The sequence below is a fragment of the Ralstonia sp. Ralssp135 genome (assembly GCF_047304345.1).
GTDB classification, from domain to species: domain Bacteria; phylum Pseudomonadota; class Gammaproteobacteria; order Burkholderiales; family Burkholderiaceae; genus Ralstonia; species Ralstonia chuxiongensis.
Genome location: NZ_JBGLYZ010000040.1, coordinates 1 through 14,708, shown reverse-complemented (window position 1 = coordinate 14,708; position 14,708 = coordinate 1). Strand labels below are relative to the sequence as shown.

Genomic DNA, 14,708 nt, shown 5'->3' with positions numbered 1-14,708 from the left:
CGCTCAGTACAGCGTTGTCTTCAGGCGCTCGGGCAATTCACGATCATAGGCATCGCCATCAAATGCGCCACCGCTGATGTGCTGCAGGATCTTGCCTGCGGTGGGCACGGCCGGCTTGGCGTCCTGCGCGCCGTGCGCCCACAGCTTTGAGCGCACCAGCGCCTTCGAGCAGTGGAAATACACCGTCTGCACCTGCACGAGGATCACGCTGCGCGGCAGTTTGCCCTGCACCGCAAACGACGCGAGCAATTCCGGTTCGGCCGAAATGGTGGCCGTGCCGTTGACGCGCAACGTTTCACCCACGCCCGGCACGATAAAGAGCACCGACACGCGCCCGTCTTCGACGATGTTGCGCAGGTTGTCGATGCGATTGTTGCCAGGCCGATCGGGAATCGCCAGCAGGCGTTCGTTGAGGATACGCACGAAGCCTGGCGCATCGCCCTTCGGCGAAGCGTCCGTGCCTTGCGCGCCCACCGACGACAGCACGATGAACGGCGACGCCTCTACGAACGCGCGGTAGTCGGCGTTCAGGTGGTCGATCTCTTTAAGCAGCGAGCGCGGGTTCGGGGCGCCATACACGGCTTCAAGGTCGGCAACGGTTTTCAGCGTGTGGGACATGGGCTTTCTGTGAGGGGTTAAAACGCGCCGCGCTCGGTGACGATGCAGTCCAGCGCGATGTCGTGCGGTTCCGGCGCGATGGATTCCACGCGGTTCACTTCATATGCCACGCCAATCGTGCGCGGGCGGTGCCCGGCGGCATGCAGCGCAGCCAGCGTGCGATCGTAGAAGCCGCCGCCGTAGCCGATGCGATAGCGTTGCCCGTCAAAGCCCACGCAAGGGATCAGCAGAGCATCGGGCGTTTCCATCTCGCCCGAGCGGGGGATGGGGATGTTGTACGCGCCGGGCGTCATTTCACAATCGGGCGTCCATCGCCGAAACTGCAGGGGAGAAAATTTGTCAGTCACCACAGGCAGCAGTGCATGGCGCGTAGCGTCAGCCGCCAGCCAATGGCCCAGCACGGTCAACGCATCGAACTCTCCCTGCGTTGGCCAGTAGGCGGCCAGGCGTTTGACGGGCAGTGCGTTCAGCAACCCAGCCAGGTGATGCGCCAGCGCGGCATCGTGGGCGATGCGGTCTGGCTGTGCAGCGCGTGCATCGAGCAACATGGTGCGCAGCGTGCGGCGCGATTCGATTGGCGTGGTGGGATTGGCCGGATCGTGCGGGTTCCCTAAGGCTGACATGGGATAATTCGGCAGACCTAACAGTGATTGGATGGGGCAGGAGATGACATTGAAGGCCAAGGCAGTATATCGCGCGGTAGCGCTGGCTTTTGCGGGCGTGGTGGGCATGAGCGTGGTTGGCCCGACGCCGCTGGCGATGGCCGCCAAGCGCCAGGCGCCGCAAGGCATTCCGGCCAATCCGGACGATGCGTTTGTCGAGTTGCGCAACGCCGCGCGCCGCAACGATGTGTCGCGCAGCTGGGAGTTGGCGGACAGCCTCTCCGATTACCCGATCCAGTCTTACGTGCAGTATTTCCGCATCAAGCCGCAGCTGTTCGATGCCAGCGGCTATGCCCGCACCGATGCCCCGGAAGACGAAATCCGTTCGTTCCTGCAGCGCTACAAGGGCGAGGCGATTGCCGACCGGCTGCGCAACGATTGGCTGCTCGTGCTCGGCAAGAAGCGCGACTGGGCTACCTTCGATGCCGAGTACCCCAATTTCGTGCTGAAGGACGATACGCAGGTCGAGTGCTATGCGCTGCTCTCGCGCGCGATGAAGGGCCAGAACGTGGCCGCCGATGCGCGCAGCACGCTGTCGGATCCCAAGGGCTATGGCGAAGGCTGTGTCGACCTGATCGGCTATCTGGCGCAGTCCAAGCAGTTCACCCGTGCGGATGTGGCCTATGCGGCGCGGCTGTCGCTGGAGCAGAACCTTGTCACGCAGGCATCGCGCATTGCGGCGGTGCTGCCCGAGGGCGATCGCGTAGACAACGACACGCTGGCCAACGTGACGCGCATGGCGCGCAACGATCCGTCGCAGGCGACGGCGTATCTGCTGGCGCAAAGCGGCGGCCTGTCGCGTGAAGAGCAAGGCGCGGGTTGGGGCGTGATCGGCCAGTACGCCGCCAAGAAGCAGACGCCCGATGCGCTGGATGCCTACCGCCGCCAGATGACGCTCGGCGGCGATGCCTACCTGTCGGACGATTCGCAGGAGTGGCGTGTGCGCACCGCCCTGCGCGCGGGTGACTGGAAGATGGTGCGCCAGGCCATTGAGAAAATGCGCCCCAGCCTGCGTGATCGTGATCCTGCCTGGACGTATTGGTACGGCCGTGCGCTTAAGGCAGACAACCGCAACGATGAGGCCCGCCAGCAGTTCCAGTCGATCGCCGGCCAGTTCAATTTCTATGGCCAGCTGGCGCAGGAAGAGCTCGGCCAGCGCATCACCGTGCCGCCGCGCACAGCCGTGACCGACGCCGAAATCGACGTGATGGGCCGTAACCACCCGGGCTTTGGGCGTGCCAAGAAGCTGTACGACCTGAATCTGCGCTTCGAAGGCAACCGCGAGTGGAACTGGGAGCTGCGCAACATGAGCGACCGCGAGTTGCTCGCCGCAGCCGAATATGGCCGCAAGCTGGGCTTGCTCGATCGCACCGTCAACTCAGCGGACAAGACCAAGACCGAGCACGACTTCTCGCTGCGCTTCCCGACGCCGTACCTCAGCGTGGTCCAGCGCAACGCCGATGCCGTGGGCTTGGACATTGCCTGGGCCTACGGCCTGATCCGCCAGGAGTCGCGCTTCATCATGGATGCGCGGTCGTCGGTGGGTGCTTCCGGCCTGATGCAGGTGATGCCGGAGACCGCCAAGCACATTGCCAAGAAGATCGGCCTGCCAGGGTTCCGCGTTTCGCAGATGAGCGACATCGATACCAACGTGCTGCTGGGTACGGCCTACCTGTCGATGATCCTGACCAACCTGGACAGTTCGCTCACGCTGGCTACCGCCGGCTACAACGCGGGCCCAGGCCGCCCGAAACGCTGGCGCTCGACGCTCGCGCGGCCGGTGGAGGGCGCGATCTTCGCCGAGACGATTCCGTTCAACGAGACCCGCACGTATGTGAAAAACGTGCTGTCGAACGCGACGTACTACAGCGCGTTGCTGACCGGCCGCCCGCAGTCGCTGAAGGATCGCCTGGGCAAGGTGGCGCCGGAATCCGTGACGCCGGACGACTTGCCATAAGCGCCCTATCGTCATCCCGCCGTCACATCAAACGCCCGCCGCAACGCGGGCGTTTTTTCTTGGGTGTGTGCGCTGGCTGGCGCACAGAAGTGTGGCTTGCGGCACGCCGCATCGACATATCTTGGGGGCGATCGCCTTCGGGATGTATTGTGGTGTTGCCCCCCTCCCGTCTTGGAGATGCCTCTATGCAGCCCTCCAATCTGCTCGTCTTTGGCGGTACCGGTTTTATCGGTTCGCAGTTGCTCTCACGGCTGGTGACGGAGACGTTTTCCGCGCCCGGCTTACCCGAGGGCCGGATGATCGTGCCCACGCGCGATCCTGAGTCCGCCCGCGCACACAACCTCACGTTGCTGCCGCGTGTGGATGTGATGGACGCCGACATCTACGCCGACGATGCCCTCGACGCGCTGTTTCTGGCGCTCACCGAGCGCGGTGGCGAGCACTGTGCCGTCATCAACCTCGTTGGCGTGCTGCAGGACGCGCGCGGGATGCCGTACGGGCCGAATTTCCAGCGCGTGCATGTCGATCTGCCCCGCCGCATCGTCGCCGCATGCCGACGCCATGGCGTGAACCGGCTGCTGCACATGAGCGCGCTGGGCGCCGACCCCGCCGGCCCGTCGATGTACCTGCGCAGCAAGGGCGACGGCGAACGCGTCGTCATGAACAGCGAGCTTGACTGGACGGTGTTCCGCCCGTCGGTGGTGTTCGGCCCGCAAGATCATTTCCTGAATCTGTTCGCGAGCATGCAGCGCATGGCGCCGTTTGTGCCGCTGGCCTGTGCCGACGCGCGCTTCCAGCCTGTCTACGTGGATGACGTGGCCGCCGCGTTCATCAACGCGCTCAAGAAGCCCGCGACGATCCGGCATGCTTATCCGCTGGTCGGGCCGCGCGTCTACACCCTGGCAGAGCTGATGCGCTTTGCCGGACGTGCCAGCGGCCACCCGCGCTGGATCGTGCCACTTCCCGAAGGCTTGGGTCGTATGCAGGCCGCGTTGCTTGAGCATCTGCCAGGCGCGCCCATCTCGCGGGACAACCTCGACTCCATGCGCGTGGATAACGTCAGCATGGAACCGGTCGCACCGGAACTCGGCATCCACCCGCTCGGCATGGAGGCGGTGATGCTGCCCGCGCTGGCCGGTTTTGGGCCGGACCGCGGATTGCGTGCTGCACGCACACGGGCGCATCGCTAGAAGCTACGAAAACCCGGGGTATGTGCCCCGTTTGTGAATCCGCTTCACAACCGTGGCCAATCCGTTTCATTTTGTGGCGGTGCAGCGCAAGGCTAGAATGGTTCGCTCGCCTTCGCGCTGCCGCTCGCCGCTTCCGATACAACAAGACTAGAGCGCCCCGGCATTCCCGCGCGATGCCGGCGGGCTCCCACAATAATTGCTGTGCACTCTCCAAGGACGGGAATCATGAAACTGGTCATCGGCAACAAGAACTATTCGTCGTGGTCGCTACGCCCGTGGCTGCTCGCCAAGCAGGCTGGCATTCCGTTCGAAGAGATCCGCGTGCGCCTGCTGAGCGAGACCTTTGCCGCCGACGTGGCACGTCATTCGCCGGCCGGCCGCGTGCCGGTGCTGGTGGACGGCGACATGAACGTGTGGGATTCGCTCGCCATCTGCGAGACGCTGGCCGAGCGTTTTCCGCGCGCACAACTGTGGCCGGCTGACCCGAAGGCCCGCGCACACGCACGCTCGATCTGCGCGGAAATGCACAGCGGCTTCACCAACCTGCGCAACAACATGCCGATGAACGTGACAGCCGTGCTGCCCGGCATGGGCTGGAACGTGGCCGTGCAGCGCGACATCGACCGCATTGCTGCCATGTGGACCGAGCTGCGCCAGAAATACGCTGCGGAAGGTCCGTTCCTGTTCGGACACTTCACGGTGGCCGACGCGTTCTACGCGCCGGTGGTCAGCCGCTTCGCCACGTACGGCGTGCGTCTGCCGGAGGCCGCAAAGACCTACGCCGATTACATCCTCAACCTGCCCGCCATGCAGGAGTGGATCGACGGCGCACGTGCTGAGCATGACTTCCTGGCCGACGACGAGCCGTATCGCACCGCGCCGGACGAAGACACGCTGGTCGCCGCCAATCAATGACGGAACGCGCAGCACAGACCGAGGCCATCGTCGATCCGGCCACGCACGGACTGGATGTCTACGCCGTCGGCGGCGCCATTCGTGACGCGCTGCTCGGGCTGCCGGTGCAGGACCGGGACTACGTTGTGGTCGGGGCCACGCCCGAAGACATGGAAGCACGTGGTTTTCGTGCCGTCGGCAAGGATTTCCCGGTGTTCCTGCACCCGGAGACGCATGCCGAATACGCGCTCGCTCGCACCGAGCGCAAGACGGCTGCCGGCTACAAAGGTTTCTCGGTCTACTACGCGCCGGACGTCACGCTCGAAGACGACCTGATCCGCCGCGACCTGACCATCAACGCGATGGCGCAGCGCGTGGCGGAAGACGGCGCGCTGGTTGGCCCCGTCGTCGATCCGTATGGGGGGCAGGCTGACCTGGCCTCGCGCACGTTCCGGCATGTGTCCGATGCGTTCATGGAAGACCCGGTGCGCATCCTGCGCCTGGCGCGGTTTGCTGCGCGCTTTGCCGACTTTCATGTCGCACCCGAAACCAACGCGCTGATGCAGCGCATGGTGCAGGCTGGCGAAGTCGATGCGCTGGTGCCCGAGCGTGTGTGGCAGGAAATTGCCCGCGGCCTGATGGAGGCGCATCCGCAGCGCATGTTTGCCGTGCTGCGCGACTGCGGTGCGCTGGTGCGCCTGCTGCCAGAGCTTGACCGGCTGTGGGGCGTGCCGCAGCGCGCCGACTATCACCCCGAAGTCGATACCGGCGTGCACACCATGATGGTGATTGAAACGGCCGCAGCGATGGCGACGTCGCTGCCGGTGCGCTTTGCCGCGCTGGTGCACGACCTCGGCAAGGGCACGACGCCTGAGGACATTCTGCCGCGCCACATCGGCCACGAAGAGCGCAGCGTGCCGCTCATCGAAGCGGTGTGCCAGCGCCTGCGCGTACCGACCGAGTGCCGCGAACTGGCGCTGGTGGTTGCGCGCGAGCACGGCAACATCCACCGCTGCGATGGCTTTGATGCGGCAGCGCTGGTGCGTCTGTTGGAGCGCTGCGATGCGCTGCGCAAGCCCGATCGCTTCCGTCAGGCCCTTCAGGCGTGCGAGGCAGACGCACGCGGCCGTCTCGGGTTTGAAGACCGCAGCTATCCGCAGACGGAACGCCTGCTGCGCGCGCTTGAGGCCGCATCGTCCATCGACGCGGGCGCTGTCGCCAAACGCCACGCCGACAACCCGGCGCATATCAAACAAGCCGTGCATCAGGCCCGCATCGAGGCCGTTGCGCAGGCCGGCATCTAGGTTGGCCCCAGAAGCCGGCCGTGCCGCCGCTCACTCGAACGGCGTGTCGCTCGGGTTGGCGTACAGCGCCTTCAACTGATCGTTCATCGGGAAGTTGAAGTTCAGGTTCTTGGGCGGCACCGGCTTTTCGAACCACTTGGCGTAAAGCGTTTTGATCTCGCCGCTCTTCATCACGCCGATCATCGTGTCGTCCACGAGTTTCTTGAACTGCGGATCGTCCTTGCGCAGCATGAAGCCGTAGGCCTCGAACGATTGCGGCGTGCCGGTCACGACCCAGTCGTCAGGCTTTTGTGCCAGTGTGCGCGCGCCGGCCAGCAGCACGTCATCCATCATGAATGCCGCCACGCGGCCGCTTTGCAGCGTGAGGAATGATTCACCGTAATCCTTGCCGCTGATCACGTTCATGTTCATCTTCTTCTCGTCGTTCATCTTGCGCAGGATGCGTTCTGACGTCGTGCCCGCGTTGGTGATGACCGACTTGCCCGCCAGGTCAGGGAAGTCCTTCACGCCCGATTTCACGTTGGTCAGCAGGCGCGTGCCGGCGATGAAAAAGGTGGTCGAAAACGCCGTCTGCTGCTCGCGCGATTTCAGGTGCGTGGTGACCCCGCACTCCAGATCCACCGAGCCGTTCTGCACCAGCGATGTCCGGTTCTGCGACGTCACCGGAATCTGCTTGATGTCCAGGTTGGGCTTGCCCGTCTTTTTCTTGACGGCGTCGATCACGCGCGAGCAGAGGTCGGCCGAGAAACCGACGACCTCGTTCTTGCTGTCGCGGTAAGAAAACGGAATCGACGATTCGCGCACGCCGATCAGGATCGTGTTGCTGTCCTGGATTTTCTTGAGCGTGCCGTCCAGTGCCTGGGCGTGCGCGCTGATCGCGAGCAGGCTGGCCAGCGCTAGCGGGATGGATCGGATACAGCGGGTGGTCAAACGCATACTTCCTCCAATGGTTGTGGTGCGCGGCCTGTTGTGTTGCGGCCGTCTGTGCTTTGGCTTCGTGGTGATGAATGCGGAGAGTCCTAGCGGCCGAACCAGCTGCGCAGCTCTGCGGCGCTGGCCACCGGCCGATGCAGCGCGTCGAGATGCCGTCGCAGGTTGGTGACGAGCGCCGCGTTGTCGGGTGCCGTGCTGCCGTCGGGCAGCGCCATGTTGTTTTCGAACCCCAGGCGCGCGTGGCCGCCCAGCAGCGCTGCGCTGAGCGCGCATTCGGCTTCGCGCGGTCCGAATGCGCACATCGCCCATGGCACGTTAGCGGTGATGTCACCGCCGTCAGCCCACGCCTGCAGGAAGGGCAACAGATCCGACGGATCGGAGCGCTGGCCTGCGCTGTAGCGGCCGAGCACGAACAGCACCCAATGCGGTGTGTCGGGCAGCACGCCGCGCGCACGCAGGTCGCGGTAGCGCACCACGTCGTCGGCGGAATAGAGGATGTACTGGATGGCCGTGCGCGTGGCTGCAAGCTCACCAAAGAAGCGCGCCGCTTCCGCCTCGTGCGCGGCATCGGGCGCTAGCTCGCGCAGCGCAGCGGAAATCGCCTCCGGCTGCAGCGCGCGTACCGAGGCCATCTGCTGTTCGGGCGTGTAGATGCCGACGGCCTCGGTGGTGATCTGAATCACCAGCGCATCGCCCACGGCGCGTTGCACGGCGGCGATGGCCGGGCGGTAGTCGCCAGGCTCCAGGCTATGCGTGCCGTCTGGGCGGCGCACATGCAGATGCAGCATCGCCGCGCCGGCCTCCACGCATTGGCGCGCGCAGGCGGCCAGTTCGTCGGGCGTGATCGGCAGCGCGGGGTGATCGGCGTGCGTCTTGCGCGCCCCGTTGGGCGCCACGGCGATGGCGATGGGCCGGGTCACCATGCAGCCTCCTGGGCCTTGGCCGTGGCGGCGTCGACCGCATCGCCCAGGCGTTCGACGATCGCGTCGATGTCCTGCGCGCTGGCAATGAACGGTGGCGCCAGCAGGATGTGGTCGCCGCGCTGGCCGTCGATCGTGCCGCCCATCGGATACACCATCAGACCGCGCTGCATCGCTTCGGCCTTCACGCGAGCGTGCGTCTTGCATGCAGGTGCCAGCGGCACCTTGGTTGCGCGATCGGCCACCAACTCCACGCCAACAAACAGGCCGCGCCCGCGTACATCGCCCACGTGCGGGTGGTCGGCAAAGCGCGCACGCAGCGCCGCGCGCAGCTGTTCGCCGCGCGCCTGCACGTTGGCGAGCAGGTTGTCTTCCTCGATCACCTTCTGGACTTCCAGCGCCGCCGCACACGCCGTCGCGTGGCCAATGTAAGTGTGGCCATGCTGGAAGAAGCCGCTGCCGGTCGTGATCGCGTCGTAAATACGGCGATTCACCAGCGTCGCGCCGATCGGCTGATACCCGCCGCCCAGCCCCTTGGCAATGGCGACCATGTCTGGCACCACGCCATCTTCCTCGCATGCGAACAGGTAGCCGGTGCGCCCCATGCCGGACATCACCTCATCGAGCAACAGCAGCACGCCGTGGCGATCGCACACCGTGCGGATCTTGCGGAAGTAGTCGGCCACCGGCGGCACCGCGCCGGCCGTGGCGCCCACCACCGTCTCGGCGACGAAGGCCGCGACATTTTCCGTGCCGAGTTCGACGATCTTCGCGTCCAGTTCATCGGCCAGGCGCTGCACGTATTGCGCGTCGCTCTCGCCATCCAGGCGCTCGCGATACGCATAGCACGGCGAGACATGGTGTGCCGGCACCAGCAGCGGCAGGAACGGCTCGCGCCGCCACGCGTTACCGCCGATCGCCAGAGCGCCCAGCGTGTTGCCGTGATAGCTCTGACGCCGCGCGATGAAGTATTGGCGCTGCGGCTGCCCAATCTCGACAAAGTACTGGCGTGCGAGCTTGAGCGCCGCCTCGATCGCTTCGGAACCGCCAGAGACGAAATACACGTGATCAAGATCGCCCGGCGCCGCAGCGGTCAGGCGCGCAGCCAGTTCTTCCGCCACATCCGTCGTGAAGAACGATGTGTGCGCATAGGCCAGCGCGCGTACCTGCTTGCAGATGGCGTCCACCACGCGTGGGTGGCCGTGGCCCAGACACGAGACGGCGGCACCGCCGCAGGCGTCGAGGTAGCGCTTGCCGTCGGAGTCGATGAGGGTCATGCCCTCGCCGCCGACAGCGGTGGGCAGCGTCTTGCGCGGGTCGCGGTGGAAGACGGAGGTGGTGGACGGAGTCATGGGCGGTCGAGAGGGCTCAACGTTTGGTGGACGGCACGGCGACAGCCGCTTCACTGCGGCGGGCGCTGCGCACGTAGGCGGCTTGTTGCTTGAGCTGGGCGTCGCTGTCGGCAAGGTGCGCGAGCGCGACTGGGCCGGCGTGGCGGAACCACGTCATCAGCAGCGCATCGAGCAGCGCCATCGGCGCGGCCAGCGAATGGAAGAACGACGGAATGGCGACGGGCGCGACGAGCTGCTGCCACGCCAGCTCAGCGCCCGGGGCGATGGCGCTGTCGGTCACATACACGAGGCGCGCACCGCGCGCATGCGCATACTGCATCGCCTCAATGACTTCGCGTGTGTACGGATCAAAGGTGACGGCCACGACGATGTCGTCCTCGCCGCAAAAACGCAGCGGGTCGGCCAGCGTGTTGCCGCTGCCGGTGCACAGCGTGACCTTGTCGTCGAAAAGCTGGGCGGCATAACCGAACGCATGCGTTAGCGCCAGGCAACTGCGCGCGCCCAGCAGATAGACCCGCCGCGCCTTGCACAGAACGGCGGCCACAATATCCAGCGCGGCCAGGTTGGCGGGCGAAAATGCCGCCTGCACATGAGCCCCGATGGCCATGCCGATGCGCTCGGCCTCTGATGCGCCTGCCGCATCGTCGCCCTGCAGCGCGGTGGCGCGGCCGGCAAAGCCGTCGGCCTGCTGGCGCAGGTGGTTCACGCAGATATCGCGCAGCGCGGCAAAGTCATCAAAGCCCAGCGCGCGCGCCAGGCGCGAGAACGTGGCCGGTGGCAGGTCGCAGCGGCGCGCCAGGTCTCGCATCGAAAGCAGGGCGATGTCGTGCTGGTGCGTCTCAAGCAACATGGCGGCACGCTGCAGTTGCGGAGAGAGATCGCTGGCGCGGTCGCGCAGCGTTTGCATGAGCCCATCGAACGTCATAAGGTAATCGTCGTGATTCAACTGTTTCGTAAACTACGCATCTGAAACAGTTGAGTCAATATCGGATTCACCCTTGGGGCCACGCACGAAAACAAAACGGCCGCACCTCAAGGCGTGCGGCCGTTATGGGCAAACAAAAACGGAGGCCGAAGCCTCCGTTAGCTATGCGTGATGCGCGCGTTTCAGGTTGCCGGGGCGTCGAGCTGTTCCATGCGGAACTGGAAGAAACCGGCTCCAATCAGTCCAAGCAGGCTCAGCGCCATGCACGTGCAGGCTAGGATCATCACCGCGCCCAGAGACGAAACTCCGCTCATGAGTGGCGTATGCATCAACGCCGACAGGTTGCCGCCAACCCACATGGCCGCGACGAGGGCCATCAAACACGTCAGCGCTGCGGCATTGCGCAACCACGTCAGCCGCGTCTTGCGGCTGATGCCGTCGAAAGCGTGGAAATGGAAGTGGTGGTGACCGGTGCCAACGAGTGCCATGGAGAATCTCCTTGTGCTTGCCGTTTGATAGCGTTGAGTCACTATACCGAGACCTGCGACAGTTTGGCGCAGTTTACGCCGCTAGGTATACCCTGAGCTGCGCTGCGTCAAGAGGTGCGGGTACATTTTTTGTGGGTGCGACACTGCGCCGCAGATCGGCGACTGGCGCGGCAAATCGGGAGATGGCGGGCGCGGGCAAATGGCACCGCAGAATGAAAAAAGACCTCGCGAGGAGGTCTTTTTTGTTGCCCTGCAAAATCGATCGATCTTGAAGGGCGAAGAATTTTGGTGGCCTGGGGCGGAATCGAACCACCGACACGCGGATTTTCAATCCGCTGCTCTACCAACTGAGCTACCGGGCCAAGCAAAGAAAAGCAAGTATGACAGGAGTTGTGCCCAGCCGTCAAGCATCTCTGAGCACTTTGATGATCACGCGGCCGGTTCGCCCTTGTTGCGCGAGAGTTCGACACCCAGCTGCTTGAGCTTGCGGTACAGGTGGGTGCGCTCAAGACCGGTTTTTTCTGCCACGCGGGTCATGCTGCCGCCCTCGCGCTGCAGGTGGTATTCGAAGTAGGCGCGTTCAAACAGATCGCGCGCTTCGCGCAGCGGCATGTCGAACGAGAACTGCATGCCGCCGCCCTCGGCTGCGCGGGTCGGTACGCCATTGATATCTGTGCGATCGAGCGCGGTAGGTGTACCTGCTGCTGCGGCGTTGGGCATGGCGCCTGCAAGTCCGGCTGCCGGTGTGGCAGCAGGCGTTGCCGAGCGCGGCTTTTCCTTGCTGCGCGACAGGCCCTGCTCCACTGCCGTCAGCAGCTTCTGCAGCGCGATGGGCTTCTCCAGGAAATTCAGCGCGCCGATCTTGGTCGCCTCGACGGCGGTGTCGATGGTGGCGTGGCCCGACATCATGATGACGGGCATGGTCAGCAGACCTTGCGATGCCCATTCCTTGAGCAGCGTTACGCCGTCGGTATCCGGCATCCAGATATCGAGCAGGACGAGGTCTGGCGTTGCGTTCGCGCGGTATTCGCGCGCGCGCTGAGCGTTCTCGGCGACTTCAACAACGTGCCCTTCGTCTCCGAGGATTTCGGAGAGCAACTCCCGGATACCCATTTCGTCGTCGACAACGAGGATGGTGGCCATGCTTTTCCTCTATGTGCGGCGGGATTGCCGTCCGCGCTACGCGAGTTTTACGAACAGTATGGAAACCTGGGCGCCGACGATGTCGGTACCCGATGTGCCCGATGTTGTGCTGGATTGGCGGTTGCGCAATTCGATTCGCGCTCCGTGCTCGTCCATGATTTTCTTCACCATGGCCAAGCCCAATCCTGTGCCCTTGGCTTTGGTCGTGACGTACGGCTCGAAGGCGCGGTTGAGGATGCGGGAAGAGAACCCGCCGCCGTTGTCCGCGATTACAAGCCGCACAGCTTGCCGCCGCGCGCCCGAGGCGTCGTCGTATTCTACCGTGTCAGTTTGCAACATGACATGCGGAGCAGCTCGCCCGGCCGCTTCATTCTCGGCCACGGCGTCCTGCGCATTCTGCAGCAGGTTGTGGATGACCTGGCGCAGTTGCGTCGGGTCGCCCTTGATGAGCGGCAGATTGGCGCCCAGCTTGGCTTCGATGATGGGGTGATCGCGGCGGTCAGGGTGATCGATGCCGTACAGGTGCAGCACTTCGGCGGCAAGCGCGTTGAGGTCCAGCTCCTGCAGCATGGCCGGCGGCGTGCGGGCGTAGTCGCGGAAGTCATCGACCATGCGCTTCATCGCCGACACCTGATTGACGATGGTGGTGGCGCCGCGCCGCAGCACCTCGGCGTCGGTGTCCGACAGCTTGGGTGAAAGCTTCATCTCCAAGCGCTCAGCCGAGAGCTGGATGGGCGTGAGCGGATTCTTGATTTCGTGTGCGAGGCGCCGCGCAACCTCGCCCCACGCCACCGAGCGCTGTGCCGAAATCACGTCGGAAATATCGTCGAACACCACCACATAGCCGCGTTCGGTGCCGTGCGAGCCCACCGACGGGCCGGGCAGGCGCGTGCCGCGCACCAGCAGCGTGAGGGGTTCGTCTTCGTCTTCGAGCGGAATTTCGACCTGCTTCTGCCAGTGGGCCACTGCGCCGCCGGCGGCTGTGCTTGCGTCTTGTTCAGCGAAGGCCTGTTCGACCACCGGCGCGAAGGCTGCCACCGGTGTGATGCTGGTCAGCGCCTGACCGACCCACGCGCCGAAGGGCTGTTTGAAGATGCGTTCGGCACCCGGATTGGCAGTCAGCAGCACGAAGCGATGGTCGAACACGAAGACGCCCGCGGTCAGGTTGGTCAGCACGCTCTCAAGATAGGCTTTCGATTGCTCGAGTGCTGCGCGATTCTGCTCCACGGCGCGGCGCGCGTCGGCAAGCTGCCGCGTCATCTGGTTGAACTGTTGGGTGAGTACACCCAGTTCGTCGCGCGTATGCAGTTCCCGCTTGGGGGAGAGATCGCCTTCGGCTACTTCGCGCGTGCCCTGGAGCAGCATCAGCAGCGGCCGTGCCAGCTGCGCGCCCAGCAGCAGCGCGAGCATCACCGCGATGAACACCGCCAGGAACAGCGTGAGCGTGAGCGTGCCGATGTACATCTTCCGCAGACCCGTGCGGCCGAGCGCTTTCTCCTGGTATTCCTGGTAGGCGCGTTGGACGGCGTCGGCATTGCGGGCGAGCGCCTGCGGCACCGGCTGCACGAGCTGCAGGAAGCGTTCGTCGCGGCCGCTTTCGCCGATCAAGCCGAAGCCGCGCGACGTGCTGCTGCCATCTTCCGGCCGGCGATCTGCCAGCAAACCGGTGCCGGCCCATTTGCGTGCCGGCGTGTTCAGTCCGATGCTCGGCTCGTCGCGGGACGACGTGCCCAGCGCCACCACCACATGCAGCTGGTACAAATCGTTGCGGCGGCCGTTGCTGCGTGCCGCAGGTGCCGAGGCGGCTGGCGCGGAAGCGCTATCGGTTTCGTTATCGCTGCCGCCCTCCAGGCTGGCATAGCCGCCCGGCGCGCGGGCCTGTTCGAGCACGGCCTGGTCGGGCAGGTTGGGGACGAGCGTGTCGTAGGTATTTGATGCGGTGGCGATCACGCGCCCACTGGCCGTGAAGATGGTCGCCTCCTGCACGCCGAACTGCTCGCGCAATCGATTGAGCGTGATGGCCGTGGCCGAGGCGGACCCATCGCCCACTTGCTCCGCGATCAGGCGGCCCTTGTTCTGCAGGTCGGCCAGCGCCGAGTCCATGGTCGAGCGGCCGAGGTTCAGGCCCGCCTCCAGCGCCGATTCGACCTTCACGTCGAACCACGACTCGATACTGCGCGACACGAACTGCAGCGACACCAGGTAGATCAGCACCCCCGGCAGCACGCCCACCACGCCGAAGAACACCGCCAGCTTGGTCATCAGCCTCGTGCCGAACTTGCCGCGCCGCGCGCGCAGCGCCAACGCCAGCATCAGCCCGCC

13 protein-coding genes and 1 tRNA gene are annotated in these 14,708 nt (G+C 65.0%); 4 read left to right on the top strand and 10 right to left on the bottom strand.

The window, feature by feature from the left end; genetic code table 11:
- Positions 1-3 precede the first annotated feature (3 nt).
- Positions 4-618 carry a pyridoxamine 5'-phosphate oxidase family protein gene (locus ACCD03_RS21360; protein WP_325653958.1) on the bottom strand — a complete coding sequence of 205 codons (615 nt, stop codon included), beginning with the start codon at positions 616-618 and terminating at the stop codon, positions 4-6.
- 17 nt (positions 619-635) lie between these two features.
- Positions 636-1,241, bottom strand: a complete 606-nt coding sequence (locus ACCD03_RS21355) for a 5-formyltetrahydrofolate cyclo-ligase (protein WP_413412813.1) — start codon at positions 1,239-1,241, stop codon at positions 636-638.
- A 43-nt stretch (positions 1,242-1,284) separates the two neighbouring features.
- Between ACCD03_RS21355 and ACCD03_RS21350 the strand changes: the two genes are divergently transcribed.
- From ACCD03_RS21350 to ACCD03_RS21335, 4 genes are all read left to right on the top strand, one after another.
- A complete protein-coding gene (locus ACCD03_RS21350; RefSeq protein WP_253535864.1) occupies positions 1,285-3,237 on the top strand; it encodes a lytic transglycosylase domain-containing protein in 1,953 nt (650 codons plus the stop codon).
- A gap of 185 nt (positions 3,238-3,422) precedes the next feature.
- The gene (locus ACCD03_RS21345; RefSeq protein ID WP_045205168.1) at positions 3,423-4,427 is read left to right on the top strand and encodes a complex I NDUFA9 subunit family protein; all 1,005 of its coding nucleotides are present in this window, start codon (positions 3,423-3,425) and stop codon (positions 4,425-4,427) included.
- Between the two features lie 225 nt (positions 4,428-4,652).
- On the top strand, positions 4,653-5,342 hold the full coding sequence (locus ACCD03_RS21340; protein ID WP_253535865.1) for a glutathione S-transferase family protein: 690 nt from the start codon (positions 4,653-4,655) through the stop codon (positions 5,340-5,342).
- Between the two features lie 50 nt (positions 5,343-5,392).
- Positions 5,393-6,625, top strand: a complete 1,233-nt coding sequence (locus ACCD03_RS21335; RefSeq protein ID WP_413412829.1) for a multifunctional CCA addition/repair protein — start codon at positions 5,393-5,395, stop codon at positions 6,623-6,625.
- Between the two features lie 30 nt (positions 6,626-6,655).
- On the opposite strand, the gene ACCD03_RS21330 is transcribed toward ACCD03_RS21335, so the two are convergent.
- From ACCD03_RS21330 to ACCD03_RS21295, 8 genes are all read right to left on the bottom strand, one after another.
- Positions 6,656-7,561, bottom strand: a complete 906-nt coding sequence (locus tag ACCD03_RS21330; RefSeq protein WP_413412812.1) for a glutamate/aspartate ABC transporter substrate-binding protein — start codon at positions 7,559-7,561, stop codon at positions 6,656-6,658.
- Positions 7,562-7,644: 83 nt separating this feature from the next.
- Positions 7,645-8,481, bottom strand: coding sequence for a 3-keto-5-aminohexanoate cleavage protein (locus ACCD03_RS21325; RefSeq protein WP_413412811.1), 837 nt, complete (start codon positions 8,479-8,481; stop codon positions 7,645-7,647).
- Positions 8,475-9,830, bottom strand: coding sequence for an aspartate aminotransferase family protein (locus ACCD03_RS21320; protein ID WP_325653969.1), 1,356 nt, complete (start codon positions 9,828-9,830; stop codon positions 8,475-8,477). Before ACCD03_RS21320 ends, ACCD03_RS21325 begins: the two co-directional genes overlap by 7 nt.
- 16 nt (positions 9,831-9,846) lie before the next feature.
- Positions 9,847-10,755: a MurR/RpiR family transcriptional regulator gene (locus ACCD03_RS21315; protein ID WP_413412810.1), complete on the bottom strand. Its 909-nt coding sequence runs from the start codon at positions 10,753-10,755 to the stop codon at positions 9,847-9,849.
- Between the two features lie 182 nt (positions 10,756-10,937).
- On the bottom strand, positions 10,938-11,243 hold the full coding sequence (locus tag ACCD03_RS21310) for a hypothetical protein (RefSeq protein WP_024977076.1): 306 nt from the start codon (positions 11,241-11,243) through the stop codon (positions 10,938-10,940).
- 286 nt (positions 11,244-11,529) lie between these two features.
- A tRNA-Phe gene (locus ACCD03_RS21305) sits at positions 11,530-11,605 on the bottom strand.
- A 67-nt stretch (positions 11,606-11,672) separates the two neighbouring features.
- Positions 11,673-12,386: a response regulator gene (locus ACCD03_RS21300; RefSeq protein ID WP_316677772.1), complete on the bottom strand. Its 714-nt coding sequence runs from the start codon at positions 12,384-12,386 to the stop codon at positions 11,673-11,675.
- A 36-nt stretch (positions 12,387-12,422) separates the two neighbouring features.
- On the bottom strand, positions 12,423-14,708 hold a 2,286-nt coding region (locus ACCD03_RS21295), incomplete at its 5' end, for a sensor histidine kinase (RefSeq protein ID WP_413412809.1).